Origin of the sequence: Oscillibacter valericigenes, from assembly GCF_016902445.1 — a bacterium.
In the GTDB taxonomy this organism is placed as follows: domain Bacteria; phylum Bacillota; class Clostridia; order Oscillospirales; family Oscillospiraceae; genus Oscillibacter; species Oscillibacter avistercoris.
The window spans coordinates 1-23,327 of record NZ_JACSNX010000029.1; the positions used below are offsets into that span (position 1 = coordinate 1).

At 64.2% G+C, this 23,327-nt stretch carries 19 protein-coding genes; 7 read left to right on the top strand and 12 right to left on the bottom strand.

From position 1 onward, the window contains the following. The first annotated feature begins 717 nt into the window (after nt 1-717). The 3 genes from mfd to H9X91_RS12835 all read left to right on the top strand — a co-directional run bounded on the left by mfd (nt 718) and on the right by H9X91_RS12835 (nt 7,009). On the top strand, nt 718-4,257 hold the full coding sequence (mfd, locus tag H9X91_RS12825; RefSeq protein WP_204805584.1) for a transcription-repair coupling factor: 3,540 nt from the start codon (nt 718-720) through the stop codon (nt 4,255-4,257). A gap of 114 nt (nt 4,258-4,371) precedes the next feature. Beyond that, entirely contained in the window at nt 4,372-5,451 is a 1,080-nt protein-coding gene (locus H9X91_RS12830; RefSeq protein WP_204805585.1) for a peptidylprolyl isomerase, read from the top strand. Nucleotides 5,452-5,749: 298 nt separating this feature from the next. Next, entirely contained in the window at nt 5,750-7,009 is a 1,260-nt protein-coding gene (locus H9X91_RS12835; RefSeq protein WP_204805586.1) for an acetyl-CoA C-acetyltransferase, read from the top strand. 99 nt (nt 7,010-7,108) lie between these two features. Here the strand turns inward: H9X91_RS12835 and trxA are convergent, their stop codons facing one another. The 3 genes from trxA to H9X91_RS12850 are packed head-to-tail and all read right to left on the bottom strand — an operon-like array spanning nt 7,109 to nt 8,585. Next, on the bottom strand, nt 7,109-7,426 hold the full coding sequence (gene trxA / locus H9X91_RS12840; protein ID WP_204805587.1) for a thioredoxin: 318 nt from the start codon (nt 7,424-7,426) through the stop codon (nt 7,109-7,111). Between the two features lie 42 nt (nt 7,427-7,468). Next, the gene (locus tag H9X91_RS12845; protein WP_204805588.1) at nt 7,469-8,296 is read right to left on the bottom strand and encodes an NAD(P)/FAD-dependent oxidoreductase; all 828 of its coding nucleotides are present in this window, start codon (nt 8,294-8,296) and stop codon (nt 7,469-7,471) included. Continuing rightward, on the bottom strand, nt 8,286-8,585 hold the full coding sequence (locus H9X91_RS12850; protein ID WP_204805590.1) for an ArsR/SmtB family transcription factor: 300 nt from the start codon (nt 8,583-8,585) through the stop codon (nt 8,286-8,288). Before H9X91_RS12850 ends, H9X91_RS12845 begins: the two co-directional genes overlap by 11 nt. Before the next feature lie 383 nt (nt 8,586-8,968). On the opposite strand from H9X91_RS12850, the gene rpe reads away from it, so the two are divergent. Further along, a complete protein-coding gene (gene rpe / locus H9X91_RS12855) occupies nt 8,969-9,613 on the top strand; it encodes a ribulose-phosphate 3-epimerase (RefSeq protein WP_204805592.1) in 645 nt (214 codons plus the stop codon). Between the two features lie 38 nt (nt 9,614-9,651). Further along, nucleotides 9,652-10,251, top strand: a complete 600-nt coding sequence (gene recR / locus H9X91_RS12860) for a recombination mediator RecR (RefSeq protein ID WP_204805594.1) — start codon at nt 9,652-9,654, stop codon at nt 10,249-10,251. Between the two features lie 56 nt (nt 10,252-10,307). Here recR and H9X91_RS12865 read toward each other — a convergent pair whose 3' ends face one another. The 9 genes from H9X91_RS12865 to H9X91_RS12905 form a co-directional block, all read right to left on the bottom strand. After that, the gene (locus H9X91_RS12865; protein ID WP_204805596.1) at nt 10,308-11,663 is read right to left on the bottom strand and encodes a uracil-xanthine permease family protein; all 1,356 of its coding nucleotides are present in this window, start codon (nt 11,661-11,663) and stop codon (nt 10,308-10,310) included. A gap of 181 nt (nt 11,664-11,844) precedes the next feature. After that, nucleotides 11,845-13,287 carry a M20 family metallopeptidase gene (locus H9X91_RS12870; protein WP_204805597.1) on the bottom strand — a complete coding sequence of 481 codons (1,443 nt, stop codon included), beginning with the start codon at nt 13,285-13,287 and terminating at the stop codon, nt 11,845-11,847. Between the two features lie 118 nt (nt 13,288-13,405). Next, on the bottom strand, nt 13,406-14,164 hold the full coding sequence (locus H9X91_RS12875; RefSeq protein WP_204805607.1) for an amino acid ABC transporter ATP-binding protein: 759 nt from the start codon (nt 14,162-14,164) through the stop codon (nt 13,406-13,408). A gap of 1 nt (nt 14,165) precedes the next feature. Next, nucleotides 14,166-14,942 (bottom strand): amino acid ABC transporter permease, encoded by a 777-nt coding sequence (locus H9X91_RS12880; protein WP_300273759.1) that lies wholly within the window; start codon nt 14,940-14,942, stop codon nt 14,166-14,168. Between the two features lie 93 nt (nt 14,943-15,035). Then, entirely contained in the window at nt 15,036-15,959 is a 924-nt protein-coding gene (locus tag H9X91_RS12885; protein WP_204805598.1) for a transporter substrate-binding domain-containing protein, read from the bottom strand. 326 nt (nt 15,960-16,285) lie between these two features. Continuing rightward, on the bottom strand, nt 16,286-16,897 hold the full coding sequence (gene rbr, locus H9X91_RS12890) for a rubrerythrin (RefSeq protein WP_204805599.1): 612 nt from the start codon (nt 16,895-16,897) through the stop codon (nt 16,286-16,288). A gap of 129 nt (nt 16,898-17,026) precedes the next feature. Next, nucleotides 17,027-18,775: a Na/Pi cotransporter family protein gene (locus H9X91_RS12895; protein ID WP_204805600.1), complete on the bottom strand. Its 1,749-nt coding sequence runs from the start codon at nt 18,773-18,775 to the stop codon at nt 17,027-17,029. A 251-nt stretch (nt 18,776-19,026) separates the two neighbouring features. After that, entirely contained in the window at nt 19,027-19,914 is an 888-nt protein-coding gene (locus tag H9X91_RS12900; protein WP_204805601.1) for a patatin-like phospholipase family protein, read from the bottom strand. Between the two features lie 87 nt (nt 19,915-20,001). Beyond that, nucleotides 20,002-20,739, bottom strand: a complete 738-nt coding sequence (locus tag H9X91_RS12905) for a class I SAM-dependent methyltransferase (RefSeq protein WP_204805602.1) — start codon at nt 20,737-20,739, stop codon at nt 20,002-20,004. 181 nt (nt 20,740-20,920) lie between these two features. On the opposite strand from H9X91_RS12905, the gene H9X91_RS12910 reads away from it, so the two are divergent. Next, nucleotides 20,921-22,468, top strand: a complete 1,548-nt coding sequence (locus H9X91_RS12910) for a DUF1538 domain-containing protein (protein ID WP_243414556.1) — start codon at nt 20,921-20,923, stop codon at nt 22,466-22,468. A gap of 40 nt (nt 22,469-22,508) precedes the next feature. Further along, a complete protein-coding gene (locus tag H9X91_RS12915) occupies nt 22,509-23,180 on the top strand; it encodes a P-II family nitrogen regulator (protein WP_204805604.1) in 672 nt (223 codons plus the stop codon). Nucleotides 23,181-23,327 lie beyond the last annotated feature (147 nt).

The following is a 23,327-nucleotide window of genomic DNA, read 5'->3' on the forward strand; positions in this document are numbered from 1 at the left end:
AAATGCGCCGCGCCCGGTGGAAAAGAAAAAATGTTCGGCGGGTCGGTCTGCGCCAGCGCAGACCTCCTGCCGCCGGCGGGGGAAGGTTGGCAGTCCCTCGCGGCAGTCAGGGACGGAAACGCGCTGTCCTTGGGGAATCTTTTGGCCCGGGGAAGTTAGGGATACATCCAGCTTCTCTTTTCGCTGCCGCTGGCCGGTTGTTGATGAGAGTTTCAGCATAGGCCAAGGCGACAAAACTTCTACGCCCGCCCGGGCAGCGCGTAGCGAAGCGGAACGCGCGGAAAGAGAAGCTGGTCAAATGCGTCCTTGCAACCCGACGACCTGGGCACCATCCGCCACGGGACGGCAGTATCGACCTGGCAGAAGACCCTAGCGTGCCCGAAGGCCAGCCCAAATCGACGCTTGCACCGATACGCCGACCCCCGTCGCGCGGAGGGCCACTGCACCGAAGCGCGCCTAAGCGGCCTTTTCTTTTGGACCGTGCACGGCCCGTTTTCTTTTCGGCCAAGACCGAAAAGAAAATGGGGGGTGCATCCTGCATGGACCATGCCCCCTGCGGGAGCAGGGTCTCCCCCGGCCGCCGTCACGGCGGCTCCTCCATACCCTATGACGGGTACATTGCCCGGCTATCAACATAGCCGCCATTCCCCGTCTAATGGGACGCTCCCTCCCGTTATTCATATCCAAAATTTCCAAATTTTAACAAGGACTGACCCTATGGAACCCTTTCTCAGACAATTACAGACCATCCCCGAGGTGGCGGAGCTGATCCGCCGGGTGGAGGACGGCGGCTGCCCGGCGGCGGTCAGCGGCCTTCAGCCGGTGCAGCGGGCCTGTGTGGGGGCGGCGGTGGCCGCCGCCTGCGGCCGGCCGGCGGTGTTCCTCTGCGGGGACGAGCGGGAGGTCCAGGTCCTCTCCGCCGATCTGGAGACCCTGACGGGCCATCGCCCCGTGACCCTGCTGGGCCGGGAGTGGCAGTTCCGCCCCGGGGCCGTGGGCTCCCGGGACTGGGAGCGGAGCCGCCTGGCGGCTCTGTACGCCCTGGCCCAGGGGGAGGCCCCCCTGGTGGTGGCCACGGCGGACGGGCTGATGGCCCGGACGCTGCCGCCGGAGCTGCTGCGGTCCCTGGCCCTGACTCTGGAAGTGGGGGAGCAGGCAGACCTGGGACAGCTGACGGACCGGCTCCTCTCCGCCGGGTACACCCGGTGCGAGCAGGTGGAGGGCGTGGGCCAGTTCGCCCTGCGGGGCGGCATCCTGGACGTGTTCTCCCCCCTGATGGACCAGCCGGTGCGGTGCGAGTTCTTTGACGATGAGATCGACTCCATGGGCGCCTTTGACCCCGGCACCCAGCGGCGGACCCGGAACGTGTCCTCCGCCCGGATCCTGCCGGCGGCGGAGGTGCTGCCCCACTGCGCGGAGGGCGGCCTGCCCGGTCTTGCGGACCAGCTGACCGCCCTGGCGGAGAAGCTGGCGAAAAAGCAGAAGACGGAGGCCATCGTCCAGACGCTGCGGGAGGACGCGGAGCGGCTGCGCAGCGGCGCGGCCCTGGGGGCGGCGGACCGGTATCTGGCGGCCATTTATCCTGAGGTGACCGCCGGCGTCCACTATCTGCCAACCGACGCGGTGGTGTTTTTCAGCGAGAGCGGCCGGGTGGACGAGCGGGTAAAGAACACGGTCCTCCAGCAGAAGCAGGATGTGGAGGCGCTGCTGTCCGCCGGGGTGCTGGCGGGAGACTACGCCCATCTGACCCTCACCGCCGAGGAGCTGTACGGCGCTCTGGAGGAGTTCCCCGTGATCCTGGAGGACTCCCTGCCCACCTCCCGGCACCCCCTGCGGCCCCGGGGCCTCCTGACCATGAACGCCAAGCAGCTCTCCTCCTACGGCGGCAGTCTGGAGACCGCCGTCACGGACCTGGAGCACTACCGGCGCAGCGGCAGCGCGGTGCTGGTGCTCTGCGCCGGGGAGACCCGGGCGAAAAATCTCCACCGGCTGCTGGAGGAGAAAGGCATCCCGGCCGCGCTGGATCTGTCCGGCGCCGCCATGCCCGCCGCCGGTGAGGTGCGTCTCTCCCTGGGGGCCCTGTCCGCCGGCAGCGAGTGGCCGTCCCTGAAGCTGGCGGTGCTGACGGAGGGCCAGCTGACGGCCCCGGCCATGCGGAAGCGCCAGCGGGCGCGAAAGGACTCCAACCGGCAGAAGCTGCAGTCCTACACGGACCTGTCCCCCGGAGACCTGGTGGTCCACGAACACCACGGCGTGGGCCGGTTCGCGGGCATCCAGCGGATGCCGGTGGACGGCGTGGAGAAGGACTATATCAAGATCGACTACGCCGGGGGCGACTGCCTGTACGTCCCCGTCACCCAGCTGGATCTGGTGAGCAAGTATATCGGCGGGGGAGAGGACACGGAGCGCACCAAGCTCAACAAGCTGGGCGGCGCCGAGTGGACCCGCCAGAAGGCCAAGGCCAAAAAGGCCGCCAAGGATCTGGCCAAGGGGCTCATCGCCCTGTATGCCGAGCGGCAGAAGCGGCCGGGCTTTGCCTTCTCGCCGGACTCCCCCTGGCAGCGGGAGTTTGAGGAATCCTTTGCCTACGCGGAGACCGACGATCAGCTCAAGTGCATCGCGGAGATCAAGGCGGACATGGAGAAGCCCCGGCCCATGGACCGGCTGCTGTGCGGCGACGTGGGCTACGGCAAGACGGAGGTGGCCCTCCGGGCGGTGATGAAGTGCATCCTGGACGGAAAGCAGGCCGCCATCCTGGTGCCCACCACCGTCCTGGCCCAGCAGCACTACGCCACCGCTGTCAGCCGGTTCCGGGACTTCCCGGTGAAGATCGAGGTGCTGTCCCGCTTCACCCCCGCCAGGGAGCAGAAGCGCATCCTGGAGGCCGCCAAATCCGGCGGCGTGGACCTGCTGATCGGCACCCACAAGCTGCTGCAGAAGAACATGGCCTTCCACGACCTGGGCCTGCTGGTGATCGACGAGGAGCAGCGGTTCGGCGTCACCCACAAGGAGCGGCTGAAGGAGATGAGCCGTCAGGTGGACGTGCTGACCCTCTCCGCCACGCCCATTCCCCGGACACTGAACATGGCTCTCTCCGGCCTGCGGGACATGTCCACCCTGGAGGAGCCCCCGGCGGACCGCCAGCCGGTGCAGACCTATGTGCTGGAGCACGACTGGGCCATCATTGAGGACGCCGTCCGCCGGGAGCTGGGTCGGGGCGGCCAGGTGTACTACCTCCACAACCGGGTGGAGAGCATCGACGCCACCGCATCCCGGCTCCAGAAGATGCTGGGGCCCGAGGTCCGCATCGTCACCGGCCACGGGAAGATGACCGAGCAGGAGCTGTCCTCCGTCATGCAGGCCATGGTGGACGGGGAGGCGGACATTCTGGTGTGCACCACCATCATCGAGACCGGCATCGACATCCCCAACGTCAACACCCTCATCATCGAGGACGCGGACAGGATGGGCCTGGCCCAGCTCCACCAGATCCGGGGCCGCATCGGCCGCAGCGCCCGGCGAGCCTACGCCTACCTCACCTACCGCCGGGGCAAGGTGCTGCAGGAGACCGCCGCCAAGCGGCTCTCCGCCATCCGGGAGTACGTGGAGTTCGGCTCCGGCTTCAAAATCGCCATGCGGGACCTGGAGATCCGGGGCGCCGGCAACCTGCTGGGCCCGGAGCAGTCCGGGTATCTCATGAGCGTGGGCTACGACCTGTACCTGAAGCTGCTGGAGGAGGCCGTCCTGGAGGAGCGGGGCGAGGAGAAACGGATCGAGACGGAGTGCGCCGCCGACCTGACGGTGAACGCCCATATCCCGGACCGGTACGTGCCCTCGGCCGAGCAGCGGATGGACCTGTACCGGCGCATCGCCGCCATCCGCACGGACGAGGACGCCTCGGACCTGCTGGACGAGATGCTGGACCGGTACGGCGAGGCGCCCAAGTCCGTGCTGGCCCTGCTGGACGTGGCGCTGCTGCGGTCCGCCGCCGCCAAGGCCGGCGTCTCCGACATCTCCCAGAAGGGCAGCGTGCTGAAGCTGACCCTGGGGGCCTTCCATCCCCAGGCGCTGGTGGCGGTGTGCGGCCACGCCAAGTACCGCCAGCGGCTGACGCTGGCGGCAGGGGAGACCCCCGCTCTGTCCCTGAAGCTGAAGCCCGGCGAGGACGTGCTGGAGGCCGCCCGAAATCTGGTGGAGGACCTGAAGCTGGCCGCAGAGGAGAGCGCCGCAGCCGCATCTGCCGGCAGTACGCCGTAGATCTCATCATGTTTTTGCCATGCCCCGCATAGGATGGAGCGGTGGGACGTCCCCCCTCTGTCCTGTGCGGGGCATTCCCACAGAATATGTGAGAAACGACAAAGGAGAACCGTGATGAAACGACACACCGCCTGCATCCTGACCCTGACCGCCGTCCTCTTCCTCTCCGCCTGCGGGGAAGCAGATGCGGAGAGCGGGCTCTTTTATGAGGCCTCCGGCATCCGCCCGGATACGGTGCTGCTGTCTGTGGACGGCCGGGAGGTGACTGCCCGGCGCTATCTCTACTGGCTGGCCTGCGCCTGTGACTACATCGCCGGCTACTATGACAGCGGAGACGGCATCCAGTGGGGCGACACGGTGGACGGCCAGACCCTGGAGGAATATGCCAGGGGCCAGGCGCTGGAGAGCGCTGCCCTGTACGCCACCGTGGAGAACTGGGCGGAGGACTACGCCTGTACGCTCACCGATGAGGACCGGACCGCCATGGACCGGGAATGGGCGGCCCGGGTGGCCCAGTACGGCGGGGAGGAGGCCTATCTGGATGTGCTGTCCCGCATGGGGCTGGACCGGACTGAGGCAGAGGCCATCTCCGGCGACTACTACCTCTATCGGCACCTCTACGAGCTCTATTGCACGGAGGGCAGCCAGCTGGCCCCCGCGGAACACGATCTGGAGACCTTCGCCCAGGAGCAGGGCTACCTCACCGTGGACCACATCTGGATCTCCACCGCTGACGCAGATCCGGCAGACCCGGAGGCGGCTGCCGCCTGCCGAGCCCGGGCAGAGGAGGCCTTCTCCAAGCTCAACGGCAGTGCGGATCCCCTGAACGACTTTGCCGTGCTGGCCGCCACCTACAGCGACGAGACGGACCGGGACCAGCATCCCAGCGGATACACCTGCAAAGCCGGGGACGGGACACTGCCCGCCGCCTGTGAGGAGGCCGTCCTGGCACTGGAGGAGGGCCAGTTCAGCGGCGTGGTGGAGGCTGATGATGGTTTTTATCTGCTTCTGCGCAAGCCGCTGGATCTGGATGCGGTTGCCCCGGACTACTTTGACGCGCTGCTCCAGGCCGCGGCGGACAGCGCCGAAGTCTCCGCGGCCCGTGCCTATGAGGATCTGAACGTCCAGCAGTTCTATGACGGTCTGCAGCAGGCCCGGGCGGCACAGCGCGGCAGCGGGGAAGGGGCGTCGTAAAGGGCGCCCCTTCCATTTTTGGCAAAATGACGAAATCCGGCGGCATTTTGATAAATATTTAACAAATTTACTGTTTTTCAGAAATTTGCATTGACGGGGCTGGAAAAAGCCACTATAATCGAATCAACAGATGGGTCCTTGTATGGGGGTTTGTCAAAAAATTAGCAATCTTGTTTTTCTTTTGACGATCTTTCATCCGGACCCCTGCTCTGTGCTTTGGCATCTGCGGCAGCCCCTGGCCAGAGCCGTCAGAGCTGCCAATCCCCAATATTTATATTTCAGAAAACGGAGGAAGATCATGAAAGAGCTCTATGTTGTGAATTGCTGCAGAACCGCCATCGGTTCCTTCGGCGGCAGCCTGAAGGATGTCCCCGCCACCGAGCTGGGCGCCATCGTCGTCAAGGAAGCTCTGAACCGCGCTGGCGTGAAGCCCGAGCAGGTGGATGAGGTCATGTTCGGCTGCATCCTGACCGCCGCCCAGGGCCAGAACGTGGCCCGCCAGGTCTCCATCAAGGCCGGCATCCCCTTCTCTGTTCCCGCCTACACCGTGGGCATGGTCTGTGGCTCCGGCATGAAGTCCGTGATCGAGGGCGCCCGTTCCATCCTGGCCGGCGATGCCGACGTCATCGTCTGCGGCGGCACCGAGAATATGAGCGCCGCTCCCTATGCCGTTCCCACCGGCCGCTACGGCGCCCGGATGGGCCACACCCAGATGCTGGACACCATGATCAAGGACGGCCTGTGGGATGCCTACAACAACTATCACATGGGCACCACCGCTGAGAACATCGCCGACGTGTGGGGCATCACCCGCCGCGAGATGGACGAGTTCGCCGCCTCCTCCCAGCAGAAGGCCTGCGCCGCCCGTGATTCCGGCCGGTTCGACGACGAAGTCGTCCCCGTTCCCGTGAAGGTGAAGAAGGAGATCGTGGAGTTCAAGCGGGACGAGTTCCCCCGCGAGGGCGTGACCGCCGACAACATCTCCAAGCTGCGGGGCGCATTCCCGGTCGGTCCCGAGGGCGTGGAGGACGAGATCGTCCACACCTTCCAGCCCACCGAGGTCCATGAGGCCGACGCCCGCAAGCACGAGCAGCGGGTCACTGCCGCCAACGCCTCCGGCATCAACGACGGCGCCGCCGCCATCGTGCTGGCCTCCGGCGAGGCAGTGGAGAAGTACGGCCTGAAGCCCATGGCCAAGCTGATCGGCTGGGGCCAGGGCGGCGTGGATCCCAAGATCATGGGCGTGGGTCCCGTGGTGGCCTCCCGCAACGCCATGGCCAAGGCCGGCGTGACCATCGACGACATCGACCTGGTGGAAGCCAACGAGGCCTTTGCCGCCCAGTCCATCGCCGTGGCCCGCGAGCTCCACTTTGACCTGGACAAGGTCAACGTCAACGGCGGCGCCATCGCTCTGGGCCATCCCGTCGGTGCCTCCGGCGCCCGCATCATCGTCACCCTGCTGCACGAGCTGCAGAAGCGGCCCGAGGCCAAGAAGGGCCTGGCCACCCTGTGCATCGGCGGCGGCATGGGCACGGCCGTGGTGTTCGAGAAGTGCTGATTTGATCTTCCGGCAGAGCACCGTCTCCGCCGGATGTGAAAAGACGTCCCCGACCAGTGGTCGGGGACGTCTCTCTTTTTTTCTCTCAGGCTCCTGCGCTTACAGGTTGGCATCCAGTACGCCGGTGAACACCTGGGGAGGCATCACGCCCACCTTCCGGTCGATCTCCTGCCCGTTTTTCAGGAACACCACCGTGGGGATGTTCATGACGCCGAACCGCCGGGCCAGCTCCGGCTCCTCGTCCACGTTCACCTTGCCCACCAGGACCTTGCCCTCGTACTGGCTGCCGATGAACTCCACCACCGGAGAGAGCATCTTGCAGGGACCGCACCAGTCGGCCCAGAAGTCCACCATCGCCAGGGGGGCCGCCGCCACGGCAGCGTCGAATTCCGCAGTCTTGAAATGCTTGATTGCCATACGTCATGTCTCCTTTATGATCACAAATTTGGTCGTTGCCGGTTACTTCTGTTTTTCTTCCCGCTCCCGGGCGGCCGCCCAGGCCGCGGCGCTCTGCCCGGCGATGAGTCCTTCGCCTACAGCCTTGGAGACCTGGAGGGGGCCGCCGGTGCAGTCTCCGGCGGCGAAGAGGCCGGGGAGGCTGGTGGCCATGCGCCGGTCCACCGTCACATAGCCCTGCTCCACCGCCAGGCCCGGGAACAGCTCCGTGGGGGCCATGGTGGGCCGGAGGATGAACACGCCCTCCACCGGGACGGTCCGGCCGTCGCAGGTGATGGATCCCACCCGGTCCGTGCCCTGGATCTCGCACCGCTTGGGATGGTCGAAATAGGTGACGGAGCAGCCGATCTTCTGGAGGAACTCCGCCTCCTGCCGGGCGGTGTCGCTGAAGCCCACCACCGCCACGGCCCTGCCCCGATAGAGCATCCCGTCACAGGTGGCGCAGTAGCTGACGCCCCGGCCCAGCAGCTCCGCCTCGCCGGGGAACTTCCGCCCCCGGGCCACGCCTGCCGCCAGCACCACGGCCCGGGCATTGTACATGTCCGGCCCCACGCTGACGTACCAGGCGTCCGGCATCTGCAGGGCGCTCAGCACCTTGCCGGCCAGGAACTCGGCCCCGGCCTGCTCGGCGTGGCGGCGCATGGCCGTCAGCAGCTCCGCGCCGGACCGGCCCGGCAGCCCCAAGTAGTTGTCCACGTTCTCCGCCCGCCAGAGGGGATTTTCCTCCAGGGGGTTGGAGACCACCAGCGTGCTCCGTCCCCGGGCCCGGACGTTGATGGCCGCAGACAGCCCCGCCGGGCCGCCGCCGATCACCAGTACGTCATAGGACATAGGACGCCGCCTCCTCTCCCAGCAGGTCCGCCACCAGGGAGGCCACCTCCCGGGACGCCACCTGGTAATACACCTCGTTTCCGGACCGTTCCGCCGTCACCACATTGGCCGCCCGCAGCTTCTGCAGATGCTGGGAGATGCAGGACTGGGACATGCCCGTGGAGGCCTCCATGCAGCCTACATTGCGGCAGCCGGACATCAGCAGACCATGGACGATCTGCAGCCGGACAGGGTTGGAAAGCGCCTTCAGCAGCGCCGCCCGCTCCTCGTAATCGATCTGCTTTTCCATGCTCCCACCGTCTCTCTGTTGGATTACGGTATTAGATTATCAGAATATTCGGATCTTAGAAGTGGTATATGCAACAAACCAGAAGTTTTTGCGCCGCTTGCCCTGCCCGGGTCCTGCCAAGAGACCGTTGCTTTTGCACCGGAAGTCTGATACACTGAGAGCAGCATCAACAGGGCGGGCGCCGGCAGAGCCTGCTCCGCCGGCGCCCTATTCAAAAGAGCGGCGGCGCCCCGCCCCAGGGGCGGACGCTGCGCGGAAGTGCAAACTGGGGGGCGACCTGCCGCTCGGGCTATCCTATGCGGGGGGTCTCCCCGGCGCCACAGAGCCCGGCAGGCCGGTCCGGCCCGGACCGCCGCCGAAGTAAAAGAAAAGAGGGGCTTTCTATGATCAAAATCGCACCGTCCATCCTCTCCGCAGATTTTGCCAATCTGGAGCGGGACATCCAGCGGATCTCCACCGCCGATTACGTCCATGTGGACGTGATGGACGGCCTGTTCGTCCCCAACATCACCATCGGCATCCCGGTGGTGAAGTCCATCCGGCCCACCACGCAGCTGCCGCTGGACGTCCACCTGATGATCGTGGAGCCGGTGCGGTATGTGGAGCAGTTCTGCGACGCCGGCGCCGACCTGGTGACGGTTCATGTGGAGTCCGATACGGAGGAGAGGATCCACGAGGCCATCGCCAAAATCCACGCCAAGGGGAAGCGGGCCGGCGTGGTGCTGAAGCCCGGGACTCCCGCCGAGGCGGTGCTGCCCTTCCTGCAGGAAGTGGACCTGGTGCTGGTGATGACGGTGGAGCCCGGCTTCGGCGGCCAGAAGTTCATGGCGGATATGATGCCCAAGGTGACCGCCATCCGCCGGTGGATCGATGAGAAGAACCCCGGCTGCGAGCTGGAGGTGGACGGCGGCGTGGACCCCGTCACCTGCAAGACCTGCATCGCCGCCGGCGCCAACGTGCTGGTGGCCGGCAGCGCCGTGTACAAGGCGGCGGACATCCCCGCCCGCATCGCGGAGCTGCGGGGCTGAGTCCTCTCTGATTTTTCCCCAAAAGGAGCATGGTACCGATGGAATATTTCCCCGCGCCTCTTGAAAAACTGGTGGAGCAATTCGCCCGGCTGCCGGGCATCGGCGGAAAGTCCGCCCAGCGGCTGGCCTTTTACGTGCTGGGCCTGCCGGAGGCGGAGGCGAAGGAATTCGCCGACGCCATTCTGGACGCCAAGAAAAGCGTCACCTGCTGCCCGGTGTGCCAGAACTTCACCGCCGGGGGGCTGTGCCCCATCTGCGCCTCTCCCAAGCGGGACGGCTCCGTCATCTGCGTGGTGGCGGATCCCCGGGACGTGGCCGCCATCGAGCGGGCCCGGGAGTACAACGGCCGGTACCACGTGCTCCACGGCGTCATCTCCCCCATGAACCACGTGGGCCCCGACGACCTGGCCATCAAGTCCCTGGTAGAGCGTGTGGCCCAGGGGGAGGTAAAGGAGGTCATCATGGCCACCAACCCGGACACGGAGGGGGAGGCCACGGCCATGTACATCGCCCGCCTGCTGAAGCCCTTTGACGTGAAGGTGACCCGCCTGGCCTACGGCATCCCCGTGGGCGGGCATCTGGAGTTTGCCGACGACGCCACGCTGATGCGGGCCCTGGAGGGCCGCCGGGAGATCTGAGCAGCTGCGATCCAAAGAAAAACGCCGGATGGATCTCCATCCGGCGTTGGTTTTTCTCATTTCTCCCTGGGCAGGATCAGGTTCAGCAGCACCGCCATGATGGTGGCGATCACCACCGGGGACTGGCCGAACACCATGGTGAAAGCCTCCGGGAACTGGCTGAGGGCCTCGGACGCCTGGGAGATGCCCACGCCCAGGGCGGCGGAGAGCCCCACGATGGTGGTGTTCCGGGCCGTCAGATCCTGGGAGGCGATGAGCTTCATGCCCGTCATGGCGATGGTGGAGAACACCGTCACCGTGGCGCCCCCCAGCACGCACTGGGGGATGGTGGTCAGCAATGCCGCGAACTTGGGGGAGACGCCAGCCAGCAGCAGAAAGCCGCCGGCGATGGCAAATACCGTCCGGTTCACCACCCGGTTGGTGGTGACGATGCCCACATTCTGGGAGTAGGTGGCAGTGGGCAGGCCGCCCATCAGGGCTGTCAGGATATTGCTGGCGCCGTAGGCGATGATGCCCCCCTGAAGCTCCCTGTCCGTGGGGTCCCGGTCCAGGCCGCCCACGGTGGTGGCCGTAAAGTCGCCGATGGCCTGGATGGAGTTGATGGCAAACAGCAGCCCGATGGCCACACAGGGGGCCAGTTCGAATCGGATGCCGAAGTGCAGGGGCTCCGGCAGGGCGAACCAGGCGGCGTCCCCCACGTCGGCAAAGCTCACCATGCCGAAGCAGAAGGCCACCGCATAGCCGAACAGCATGCCGATGAGGATGGAGGCCAGCTTGCAGATCCCCTTGGCCTTGTGGTTCAATACCAGCACGGCCGCCAGGGTCAGGGCGGCGATCAGCCAGTTCTGCCAGGAGCCGTACACCAGCGCCTCCGTCAGCCCCTGCTGCTCCACCACGGATTCATAGGTATTGCCAGTGCCGCCGGCCATATAGTTGATGGCGGTGGGGTAGAGGGAGAGGCCGATGGTGAACACCACCGTGCCGGTGATCACCGGCGGGAACAGCCGGCGGATCTTCCTGACGAACACGCCCACCAGCACGGCCACGATGCCGCCCACGATCATGGCGCCGGCAATGGCCGCCACCCCGCCGCCGGAGGCGGCGATGGCCTGCATGCTGGGGACGTAGGCGAAGCTGACGCCCAGGATCACCGGCAGGCCGGACCCGAACCGCCCGCCGACGGGGAAGAGCTGGAGGAAGGTCGACACGGCGGACATCACCAGGGAGGCCTGGATCAGCAGCACCTGCTCCTCCTGGCTGAGGCCGATGGCCCCGGCGATGATAATGGGCGGAGTGACGCACCCCACGATCATGGCCACCAGATGCTGCAGGGCCAGAGAGGTGGCGGTTCCGAGGGGCGGGATCCCCCGGGGCTGGAAGAGCAGTTCCCGGCGGTCACGGCTGGGCTCCATGAGCAGGACTCCTTTCGGCGGCAGCGCCGCGCGTTCTGTTGTTCAATGGGCAGTCTCCCGTTGGATTGATCCTATCATACCATACCTTCCGGCAAAAGCAAACAAAAATTTTGGTAACCTGAAAAATAATTGGAAGATTTGTCAAAAAAAGCCCTCCGGATTTGACCGGAGGGCCGCTTTTTCAGTCCGCGATGGTGGGCACCGCATCTGCGGGAATGGGGCAGGTATAGCCGGCAGCCGTCCGGCGCCGGAACTCGGCCTTTGCCTCCTCCAGCAGGGCGGGGTCCGTCAGCAGGTCGATGGCGGCGGCCGCCAGCACCTTGCCGGCGTGGACCGCGCCCTTGTGGCCGATATCCGTCCGGCCGCAGGAGACGTTCTGCCAGCTGTGTCCGGGGCAGCCGTTGGGCCAGGTGGCCACGTGGATCTGGGCCGTGGGGCACTGCCAGCTGACGTCGCCCACATCGGTGGAGCCGGGCTGGAAGGCGTCTCCCTGGTACAGCGGCAGCAGGAAGCCGTTCATGGCGTGACCGGCCTGCGCCCGCTTGGCCTGGGCGTCCGCCGCGTAGTCCATATCATACTGGCTGCCCACGCCCGGCACCCGGTCGCTGCCGGGATAGGTCCCGGCCAGGCTGTCGGCAAAGGACAGCTCCTCCGCCGTGTAGACGGGGACCCCCAGGGCCTCGAAATTCCGGTAGAGGACCCGCTCCAGGGCGTGGTTGGTGACGGTGTCCGCCAGGCCGTCGATAAAGGTCTTCTCCACGGTGGTCTCGGTCATCAGGGCCGCGCCCTGGGCGATCTTGTCCACCCGCTTCTGGAGCTCCACCGCCTCCGCCACGTGGTTGGAGCGGACCATGTACAGCACGCTGGCCCTGGGCTGGACCACGTTGGGGCTCCGGCCGCCGGCGTCGGTGATGGCGTAGTGGACCCGGGCCTTGTCGCTCATGTGCTCCCGCAGGAACTGGACGCCCACGTTCATCAGCTCCACCGCGTCCAGGGCGCTGCGGCCCCGGTCCGGGTCTCCGGCGGCGTGGGCCGCCACACCGGTGAAGTGGTACTGGGTCTGGATGCAGGAGTTGGAGGACCCGGTCAGCACCTCGTTGGCGTCGTCCGGGTGCCAGGTGAGGGCCGCGTCCAGGCCGTACCACAGGCCGTCCCGGGCCATGAAGGCCTTGGCGGCGCCGCCCTCCTCGCCGGGGCAGCCATACAGCACCACGGTGCCGGGCGTTTTGGTGGACTCCAGATACGCCTTCACCCCCAGGGCGGCCGCCAGGGCGCCGGCGCCCAGCAGATTGTGGCCGCACCCGTGGCCGCAGCCGCCGGGGACCAGCTCCTGCCGTTCCAGGCTGCCGCCCTTCTGGGACAGGCCGGACAGGGCGTCATACTCCGCCAGGAAGCCGATGATGGGCCGCCCGCTGCCGTAGGTCGCGGAGAAGGCGGTGGGGATGCTGCAGATGCCCTTTTCTACTGTAAAGCCCTCCTGCTCCAGCACCCGGCAGTACAGGGCGGCGGACTGCTCCTCCTGGAGGGACAGCTCCGCGAAGGACCAGATCTGATCTGCCACATGAGCCACCAGATCCGCTTTTTCCTCGATGGCGGCGATGGCCGCCTGCTTTTCCGTTGTCATGGGAATGCTCCTTTCTGCGCCGGACGCGCCGGCCCGTCAAAAAGGGCGCGCACAGATGTGCGCGCCCCGCAGTTGCTCGGTTCCGCCGCCCTGCAGGCGGCGCCGTGCTCAAGCTGCCTTACAGCACCTTGCTGAGGAAGTCCTGGAGCCGGGGGTGCTGGGGATTTCCGAAGATGTCGGCGGGGGTGCCCTCCTCCAGCAGCTTGCCGTCCGCCATGAAGAGGACCCGGCTGCCCACCTCCCGGGCAAAGCCCATCTCGTGGGTGACCACCACCATGGTCATGCCCTCCTGGGCCAGTTCCTTCATGACCTCCAGCACCTCGCCCACCATCTCGGGGTCCAGGGCGGAGGTGGGCTCGTCAAAGAGCATGACCTCCGGCTCCATCATCAGGGCCCGGACGATGGCGATCCGCTGCTTCTGGCCGCCGGAGAGCTGGATGGGATAGGCACCGGCCCGGTCCTGCAGGCCCACCCGGTCCAGCAGGGACAGGGCCTTTTTCTCCGCCTCGGCCTTGTCCATGTGCTTCACCTGGACGGGCGCCAGGGTCATGTTGTCCATGATGGTCATGTGGGGGAACAGGTTGAAGTGCTGGAACACCATGCCCATCTTCTGGCGGTGCTCGTCGATGTTCACTTTCACCATTTTGCCCTCGGCGTTCTTCATCTTCTTTTTGGTGATGTCCACCCCGTCGAAGAGAATGGAGCCGCCGGTGGGCTCCTCCAGCAGGTTCAGGCTGCGGAGGAAGGTGGATTTGCCGGAGCCGGAGGGGCCGATGACCACCACCACATCTCCCCGGTCAATGTCCACGGTGACGCCGTCCAGAGCCTTGATGGCGCCTTTGTTATAGTATTTCTTCAGGTCCTTGACCTGGATCAGACTATCTCCGATCGCCACGGCTCATTCTCCTTTCGAAGTAGGCAATGATCTTGCTGGTGGGGAACGTCAGGCAGAAGTACACGCAGGCGGCCACCACAAGCGGTTCCGCAATGCGGTAGGTCGCGCCCTTGATGGAGGAAACCGCGTACATGATCTCCTGAACGCCGATGGTATAGCAGATAGAGGACTCCTTGATGATGGTGACGAACTCGTTGGCGATGGCAGGTAGGATATTCTTGATGGCCTGCGGCAGAATCACGAACCGCATGTTCTGCACCTGGCTGAGTCCCAGGGACCGCGCCGCCTCCGTCTGGCCGCCGTCGATGGACTGGATGCCGGAGCGGATGATCTCGGAAAGATAGGCTCCGGAGTTCAGGGACAGGGCAATCACGCCTGGGAGGAACCGTTCAAAGCGAATGGTACCGAAGATCTTGAAAGAGGGCAGATCAATATCTCCGAACACCACATAATAGACCATGAAAAGCTGAACCAGCATGGGGGTGGCCCGGAAGACTTCCACGTAAACCGTGGCGATGAAGCTGAGGGGGTTGAATCTGCTGAGGACCATCAGCACGCCCTGTTCCCGGAGGTGGCCGTCCTTGGTCAGCCCCAGAAAGCGAAACGGCCGCACATTGGACAGCCGCATGATGGCCAGGAGCAGTGCCAGGACAAAACCGAAAATCACGGTCAGCAGGGAGAGGGAGACGGTACAGATCAGGCCCTCTTTGAAAAGGTCTATGTACTCCCAGGTTCTTTCGAAACCGGCGGCTGTGAACACGGGCGGTTCCTCCTTCTATCTTTCCAGAATATATAAGAAAGCGGCCAATTCCTCCCTGCGCAGCCGCAGGGAGGAATTGAAGGTTTTACAAGCTTACTGAACGGCCTCGCCGTTTTCGTCCACCAGGCCCTCGATGATGTCGCCGGAAGCCAGCTCGTTGGCCGTAAGCACATACTGATCGAAGGAGCCATCCTCCTTGGCGGCGGCGATGGCGCGGTTTACACCCTCCAGCAGAGCGGCGTTGCCCTTGGTGACGCCCACCACGGAGCCCTCGGCGTCATAGGGGACCTCCAGCACCAGGCACAGCTCGGGATACTGGGTGGCATAGCTCTCGGCCACCATGGTCTCGATAAAGGCGCCGTCCAGCTTGCCGGTCACCAGCTCGGCGATGATGTCGGGCACCTTGGACAGCTCGATGATATCAGCGTCCGGGGTGTTCTCATGGGCCAGATCCGCCTGGATGGAGCCTACCTGAGCGCCGATCTGATAGTCGGCATTGTTGGCGTCCTCCAGAGAGGTGAACAGGTCCTTGTTGGACTCCACGCACACGAAGGACTGGCCGCCGGTGATGTAGATGTCAGAGAAGTCCATGCTGTCGGCACGCTTGGGATCGGGGGAGTATCCGGCCATGCCCAGGTCCACGTTGCCGTTCTGCAGCTCCATGATGGTGCCGTCAAAGTCCATGGGAATGATCTCCAGGGACAGGCCCAGGTAGTCGGCGATATACTGGGCCAGATCCATATCAAAGCCGGCCAGCTGAGGATCGCCGTTCTCATCAATGGCGTAGAACTCATAGGGGGCAAAGTCCGGGCTGGTAGCCACGGTCAGGGTGCCCTCGGTGATGGTGGTGATGGCGGCCTTCAGCTCGTCATCGCTCATGGCGCTGTAGTCCACAGTCTCCTCGGTGCCGGCGCCCTCGCCGTCGGCGGCGTCATCCGCAGTGTCGTCGCTGCCGCCGCAGGCCGTGACGGACAGAGCCATGGCCAGCGTCAGGATCAATGCAAGAAACTTCTTCATGGTATCGCAATCTCCCTTTTTCATGCTCCCGCAGTCGCGGGGCGATCTTCTCAAAAATTCCAGGAGAGGAAGTGTCTCCCGCCGGAACATGCCTTACCTTATCACGTTCCCGCCGCCTTGTCAATAGATTTTCGTCAAAAAATGAATATTTATTTGTTTCTTCCGGTAAGATGCTCAAATTTATTCAGATATTTCCAACAAAACCCCGTTGAATTTTGTGGTTTTCCTCCAATGTAGCTGTATATTTTGTATGAATAGCGAGATGAATATTCACTTCAAAAGCTGCGGGCGGGACAGCCGCAGCTGTCCCGCCCATGGAGGTCCCTTCAGTTTTTCAGAACCGACGCACCGAAGGGCGCCATCTCCAGACGGATGAAGAAGCCCTGGTCGTGCTGGCACACCGGGCAGAGCTTGGGCGCCTCCGTCCCTTCGAAGAGATAGCCGCAGTTCAGACACATCCAGGCGCACTGGACGTCGGAGACGAACAGCTTTCCCTGTTCCAGCAGGTCCGCCAGACGGCCGAACCGGTTGCCGTGGGCCTCCTCGATCTCCGCGATCTTGTGGAAGGAGGCCGCCACCGCGGAAAAGCCCTCCTGTCGGGCCACGTCGCCGAAGGTCCTGTACACCGGGTCGTGCTCCTCGTACTCGTTGTGCTGGGCTTTGCGGAGCAGCTCCTTCACATCGTTGGTCAGGTCCACGGGATACGTGCCGTCGATGGCCACTGTCTGGCCCGCCATCTCCTTCATGTGGTTGTAGAAGATCTCCGCGTGCTCCTTCTCCTGGTCCGCGGTGAAGCGGAACACCGCCTCCACCACATGGAGCTTCTGCTGGCGGCAGACCGAGGCGGCAAAGGTATAGCGGTTCCGGGCCTGGCTTTCGCCGGCAAAGGCCCGCATGAGATTTTTCAGGGTCTCGCTGTTTTTCAGATCCACGGACATACTGATTCCTCCTGTGTTCGGTGAGATAGGGATATGTTTCCTCCAACAGGGGGCTGCTATACCCAAAAGATGCCGATGCGGCAAAAACAGGCCCCGTGCCGATGGGGCACAGGGCCTGTCCGTTTTTTCTCATGCCTCGGGGAGGTGGTATTTCTTCTGGTCCCGCCGCAGGTCCTCGCTGAAGGCGCCGCCGGCCTTCACCTCCTGCAGATAGGCGTGGCGGCCGGGGCCGCCGGACTGCTCCTCGATGACGCTGACGGCGATGTTGGAGCAGTGGTCGGACACCCGCTCGATGTTGGTCAGCAGGTCGCTGAGGACGAAGCCCAGCTGGATGGTGCACTGGCCCGCCTGCAGCCGCCGGATGTGGCGGCTGCGGATCTCCTCGATCAGCTGGTCGATGGTCTCCTCCAGGGGCTCCACCCGGCCGGCGGTCTCCGGGTCCGCCGCCTGGAAGCTGCGGAGCGTCAGGTCCAGGATGTCGTCCAGGGCGGAGAGCAGCACCTGCAGCTCCTCCCGGGCATCGTCGGAGAAGCGGAGTTCCTTGTCGTGGATCTCCTGGGCGGACTCCTGGATGTTCACGGCGTGGTCGCCGATGCGCTCAAAGTCTCCGACGGCGTGGAGCAGCCGGGACACCGTGCGCATGTCCTGCATGGACAGGCCGTGCTGGGAGACCTCCACCAGATAATTGCTCAGCCGGTCCTCGTAGATGTCCAGCTTGTCCTCATTCTGCAGGATCTGGATCTCCCGCTCCCGGCTGTAGTGGGACAGCTGATCCACCGCCAGGCAGATGTTCTCCCGGGCGGCCTGTCCCATGCGGCCGGCCATGGAGACGCTCTCACTGACCGCCGCACCGGGGGTCCGCAGCAGCAGCGGATCCAGGAAGGCAAAGCTCTCCCGGGCGTCCTCCGTCCGTACCAGTCTCCGCGCCAGCTTTTCCAGCTGGCGGGAGAAGGGCAGGAGCAGGATGGTGGTGAACACGTTGAAGGCCGTATGGCAGAAGGCGATGCCCACAGCGCCCACAGTCCAGTCCATAAAGGCGAAGTGGAAGAGCAGGTCCCCGCCGTAGAACAGGATCAGGCACACCGTGGTGCCGATGACATTGAAGGAGATGTGGACCACTGCCACCCGCTTGGCATTGCGGTTGACGCCGATGGAGCTGATGAGGGCCGTGACGCAGGTGCCGATGTTCTGCCCCATGATGATGGGGATGGCCATGCCGTAAGTGATGGAACCGGTCATGGCCAGTGCCTGCAGAATGGCCACAGACGCGGCGGAGGACTGGATGATGCCGGTGAACACCGCGCCCACCAGCACGCCCAGCAGGGGATTTTCAAAGGCGGTGAGCAGTCCGGCGAATTCAGGCATCTCCGCCAGGGGGCTGACGGCACCGCTCATCAGCTCCATGCCGTACATCAGGACGGCAAAGCCCATCATGATCCGGCCCACGTCCCGCCGCCGCTGGCGCTTGGAGCCCATGATCAGCAGGATGCCCGCCAGGGCGATCAGGGGAGAGAAGTTTTCCGGCTTTAAGAGGTTCACAAAGACGCTCTCGCTCTCGATGCCGGTGAGAGAGAGGATCCACGCCGTCAGGGTGGTGCCGATGTTGGAGCCCATGATGACGCCGATGGTCTGCCCCAGCTCCATGACGCCGGAGTTCACCAGGCCCACCAGCATCACCGTCATGGCGGAGGAGGACTGGATGGCGATGGTGATGCCCGCCCCCAGCAGCAGGCTCTTGAAGGGGTTGGAGGTCATGCGCTTGAGCATGCGCTCCAGCTTGCCGCCGGCCATTTTTTCCAGGCTCTTGGACATGACGGTCATGCCGTACAAGAAGAACGCCAGGCCGCCGCAAAGGGTAAAGACGGAGAAAATGTCCATAACTGCGTCTCAGTTCCTTTCCCGCAAAAATCGGCCGCACCGGCCGGTTGATCTGTCATGTGTATGCTGCGAGAACATTATATATGCAAACAGACGCCGGGGAAAGGCCATTTTTTAGTTTTTGTAAAATTTGCGTAAAATGATCGAAAAATGTGCGAAGCCGCTGCGGACGGCTTGTGCAAAATAGACCTCCTGCTCTCCCTGCCGGACCTGCGCAAAACAGGCGCCCGCCGAAGGCGGACGCCCCGTTTTCACATCGTCTCCGTTTCGCCCGGGACCGCCTCTCCGGTCCAGAAGCCCCGCACCGCGCCGGCAGCCCGGAGGCCGGCGAAAAAGCCGTCCTGCCACAGGGCCAGGATCTTTTTCCGGTCCCGTTCCGTCCTGGAGAAGCCCCGGGTATCCTCCGGCGCGATCACCAGGATCCGCCCCTCCCGCTCCAGTTGGAACAGCTCCTCCCGGCACCGGTTGTAGCGCTCCGCCCGGGTCCGCAGATCCTCCAGAAACGCGGGGTACTTGCGGTAGACCCGGCGGAACAGGGGCATCATCTGCTCCGGCTCCTTCCGGTAGCTCCGCTCCCGGGTCAGGACCACCACCACCCGGTCGCAGCCCACCTCCAGCGCCCGCTTCCAGGGAATGGCATCGGCGCAGCCGCCGTCCAGATAGGGGATGCCGCCGTCCAGCCGGATGGGCTGGAACAGCACCGGCATGGCGCAGGTGGCCTGCAGCAGCAGGAAGTGGGCGTCCCGCCGGGGAACCTCCCGATATTCCGCCCGGCCGGTCAGCAGGTTGGTGACCACCGCCTCCACCTGGCCCGGATACGCCTCGAAGGCATCGTAATCAAAGGGCACCAGCTCGTTGGGGATGGTCTCATAGGCAAACCGCAGGCCAAAATAGCTGCGGTTCCGGGGGTCGAAGAAGTTCCCCCATCCCATATATCGCCGGTCATTGGCATAGTGCATCAGCAAGTCCAGGTTCCGCCGCATCTGTTGGGAGAGATAGCTGACCCCGTAGGCGATGCCTGCGGAGACGCCGATGGTGTAGTCCGGCATGGGCAGTTTCTCGTGCAAAAACGCGTCGCACACGCCGGAGGAGAAGATCGTGCGCAGGGCACCGCCCTCCAGCACCAGACCTGTTTTCATGGAGCAGTCCTTCCTTTCTGTTTTGGTTCTGTATCAGTATCCAATGGGAATCTCTTTGCTGTCAGCCCCGCTCAGGCCGCCGTGCGGTCACGCCGGACGCCTCCGGGCCGCCACCAGCAGCATCATGGGGCGGCGGAGCTCGTCCCGCATCCCCGGCTGGTCCAGCATCCACGCCGGCGGCTGGGGCTCCACCACCCGCAGCAGTTCAAATCCGCCGGTCAGCAGGCCGTCCAGATAGGTGGTGAGGGTGCGGTGGTACTTCACCACATCCTCCCCCAGGAAGCGGGCGGTGCGCCGCCCCTCCTCAAAATACCGGTCCACCGGGAAGTGGAGGGGCGTCCCGTCCGGGCCGTAATACCAGTCCTGGGGCCCGGCGGCGGTGAAGATGGGGTGCTCCACGGAGAACACAAAGTCCCCGCCGGGCACCAGACACTGCCGCACCCGGTTCAGAAAGTCCGTGAACGAGGGGAGGTAGTGGATGGCCAGAGAACTGAGGACCACATCGAAGCTCTCCGGCGGAAAGGCGGTCTCCGCCATATCTCCCCGGACATAGGTCACCTGTGGAAGCTTGGTCTTCTCCCGGGCCACGGCCAGCATCTTTTCCGACAGGTCCACGCCGGTGACGGCCGCCGCCCCATGCTCCGCTGCATAGATGCAGTGCCAGCCGTAGCCGCACCCCAGGTCCAGCACCCGCTTTCCCGCAAAGTCCGGCAGCAGGGGTTCCAGGGTCTCCCACTCTCCGGCGCCGGACAGCCCCAGGCGGGAGCGGGCCATCTGCCCGTATTTTTCAAAAAACACCTCATCGTCGTATCGGCTCTTTCTCATGCTGTCTGCTCCTGTCTCATGCTCATATGGTACAGCATAGCACAGATCGGAGAAAAAAGGAATCTTCCGGCCGCCTGTAAAGATTTTGTGAATTTCTTGTTTTTCGGCACTGCCGACCCGCTTTTTATGATATTATGATTATATCTATATAAATTATATGAATTTTGGAGAGGTGATGAGATTGCCGTGGAAAAGACAGAAACAGTGGCAGGAACGTCTGGGAAGAAGCAAAACCATCCTTTGGGAAAAGCTGCGGGAGGCGCTGGCCTCCGTGGTCCCCATCACGGTGATCGTGCTGATCCTCAGCTTCACAGTCGCCCCCATCCCGCCGGAGACGCTGCTGGCCTTTCTGATCGGCGCCGTCATGGTCATCCTGGGGATCGGCCTGTTCTCCCTGGGTGCTGACACCGCCATGACCCCCATCGGCGAGCGGGTCGGCGCCGCCATGACCCGGTCCCGCAAGCTCTGGATCGTGGCCGCCGTGGGCTTTCTGATGGGTGTCATCGTCACCGTGTCGGAGCCGGATCTGCAGGTGCTGGCCCAGCAGGTGCCGGGTGTGCCCAATGCCATCCTGGTGGGCGCCGTGGCTGTGGGTGTGGGCATCTTTCTGGTGATCGCCATGCTGCGCATTCTGTTCTGCATCCCGCTGAACCGGATGCTGGTGTTTTTCTACATCATCGTGTTTGCCGTGGCCTTCTTTGTGCCGGAGGATTTCCTGGCCATCGCCTTTGACTCCGGCGGCGTCACCACCGGCCCCATGACCGTCCCGTTCATCATGGCCCTGGGCGTCGGCGTGGCCTCCATCCGCAGTGACGAGAACGCCTCTCAAGACAGCTTCGGCCTGGTGGCCCTCTGCTCTGTGGGGCCGATCCTGGCGGTGATGGTGCTGTCCCTGATCTATCCGGGGGCAGGGGTGTACACGCCGGTGGAGATCCCCTCCGTGGCGGATAGCCGGGCCCTCTGGCATCTGTTCCAGGTGGAGCTGCCGGCATATCTCAGCGAGGTGGCGGTCTGCCTGGCGCCCATCGCGGTGTTTTTCGCCATTTTCCAGGTGGTGTCCCTGAAATTAAAGAAGAAAAAGGTCTTGAAAATCGTCGTAGGTATCCTATATACTTATGTGGGCCTGGTCCTGTTCCTCACAGGTGCCAACGTGGGCTTCATGCCTGCCGGCAGCTATCTCAGCCGGCAGATCGCCTCGCTGTCCTACAACTGGATCCTGATCCCCATCGGTATGCTGATGGGCTGGTTCATCGTCCAGGCGGAGCCGGCAGTCCACGTGCTGAACAAGCAGGTGGAGGAGATCACCTCCGGCGCCATTCCCGGCAAGGCCATGAGTACCAGCCTCTCCATCGGCGTGGCCATTTCCATCGGCCTGGCCATGGTGCGGGTGATGACCGGCATCTCCATCTTCTATCTGGTGATCCCGGGATATCTGGCGGCCATCGTCATGTCCTTTTTCGTGCCCAAGATCTTCACCGCCATCGCCTTTGACTCCGGCGGCGTGGCCTCCGGCCCCATGACGGCCACCTTCCTGCTGCCCTTTGCCCAGGGCGCCTGCGAGGCCCTGGGGGGCAACGTGATCACGGACGCCTTCGGCGTGGTGGCCATGGTGGCCATGACCCCGCTGCTGACCATCCAGATGCTGGGGCTCCTGTACAAGTTCAAGATGAAGAAGGCCGCTCAGGAAGCGCCTCCCGCCGCTGTGGAAGAGGAGATCATCGAACTATGAGCGGTGTCTGCCCAACATCAGAAAGAGAGGAGAGACTGCCATGCAGGGCGTCGATTTGATCATCACCATCACAGACCGCAGCCGGGCGGAACAGTTCGCCTCCTGGTTCCGGTCCCACGGCATCTCTCTGGTGCTGACGGCTCTGGGCCGGGGCACCGCCACCACGGAGGTCCTGGACTTCCTGGGCCTGGAGGCCACGGAAAAGGCCGTGCTGTTCTGCGTGGCGCCCCGATCTCCCCGGATGGTGCGCCAGGCGGCCCGGGAGCTGTGGCTGGACATACCCGGACAGGGCGTTTTGATGACGGTTCCGGTGAACAGCATCGGCGGTCCCACCGCCAAGGAATATCTGCTGCATGAACAGGAGGGAGAAGCTGCTATGGAACGGGAAATCACCCACGACCTGATCGTGGTCATCGCCAATCAGGGGTCCACGGACCTGGTGATGGATGCCGCCCGGGAGGCCGGCGCCACCGGCGGCACGGCGATCCATGCCAAGGGCACCGGCACAGAGCTGGTGCAGAAGTTCTTCGGTGTGTCCATCGCGTCGGAGCAGGAGATGCTCTTCATCCTGACCCGGAGCGACACGAAGAAGCCCATCATGAAAGCCATCATGGCCAAGGCCGGCATCCAGAGTCCGGCCCAGTCTCTGGTGTTCTCCCTGCCGGTGGGCGACATCGCCGGCCTGCGGGAGCTGGACCAGTCGGAGAATTGAATCGCTGTTCAGACGGGTCCGCCAAAGGCGGACCCGTCTCAGCTTGTCGAAAAAGTCTTTTCGACAAGCTGCTTGCGTTTTCCAGAACTTTGAAAAGTTCTGGAAAACGGTTGATTGAAAACGAAAGACACCCTTCCTGGGTTTCTT

Excerpts from the sequence above, each read along its gene's own strand:
- H9X91_RS12865 (WP_204805596.1), bottom strand. The coding sequence starts at position 11,663 with ATGGAGCCCAGCCGTGACCGCCGGGAACTGCTCTTCCAGCCCCGGGGG.
- trxA (WP_204805587.1), bottom strand. The coding sequence starts at position 7,426 with ATGGCAATCAAGCATTTCAAGACTGCGGAATTCGACGCTGCCGTGGCG.
- H9X91_RS12915 (WP_204805604.1), top strand. The coding sequence starts at position 22,509 with ATGCAGGGCGTCGATTTGATCATCACCATCACAGACCGCAGCCGGGCG.
- H9X91_RS12870 (WP_204805597.1), bottom strand. The coding sequence starts at position 13,287 with ATGACAACGGAAAAGCAGGCGGCCATCGCCGCCATCGAGGAAAAAGCG.
- mfd (WP_204805584.1), top strand. The coding sequence starts at position 718 with ATGGAACCCTTTCTCAGACAATTACAGACCATCCCCGAGGTGGCGGAG.
- H9X91_RS12835 (WP_204805586.1), top strand. The coding sequence starts at position 5,750 with ATGAAAGAGCTCTATGTTGTGAATTGCTGCAGAACCGCCATCGGTTCC.
- rbr (WP_204805599.1), bottom strand. The coding sequence starts at position 16,897 with ATGTCCGTGGATCTGAAAAACAGCGAGACCCTGAAAAATCTCATGCGG.
- rpe (WP_204805592.1), top strand. The coding sequence starts at position 8,969 with ATGATCAAAATCGCACCGTCCATCCTCTCCGCAGATTTTGCCAATCTG.
- H9X91_RS12885 (WP_204805598.1), bottom strand. The coding sequence starts at position 15,959 with ATGAAGAAGTTTCTTGCATTGATCCTGACGCTGGCCATGGCTCTGTCC.
- H9X91_RS12895 (WP_204805600.1), bottom strand. The coding sequence starts at position 18,775 with ATGGACATTTTCTCCGTCTTTACCCTTTGCGGCGGCCTGGCGTTCTTC.
- H9X91_RS12900 (WP_204805601.1), bottom strand. The coding sequence starts at position 19,914 with ATGAAAACAGGTCTGGTGCTGGAGGGCGGTGCCCTGCGCACGATCTTC.
- H9X91_RS12905 (WP_204805602.1), bottom strand. The coding sequence starts at position 20,739 with ATGAGAAAGAGCCGATACGACGATGAGGTGTTTTTTGAAAAATACGGG.
- H9X91_RS12830 (WP_204805585.1), top strand. The coding sequence starts at position 4,372 with ATGAAACGACACACCGCCTGCATCCTGACCCTGACCGCCGTCCTCTTC.
- H9X91_RS12845 (WP_204805588.1), bottom strand. The coding sequence starts at position 8,296 with ATGTCCTATGACGTACTGGTGATCGGCGGCGGCCCGGCGGGGCTGTCT.
- H9X91_RS12850 (WP_204805590.1), bottom strand. The coding sequence starts at position 8,585 with ATGGAAAAGCAGATCGATTACGAGGAGCGGGCGGCGCTGCTGAAGGCG.
- recR (WP_204805594.1), top strand. The coding sequence starts at position 9,652 with ATGGAATATTTCCCCGCGCCTCTTGAAAAACTGGTGGAGCAATTCGCC.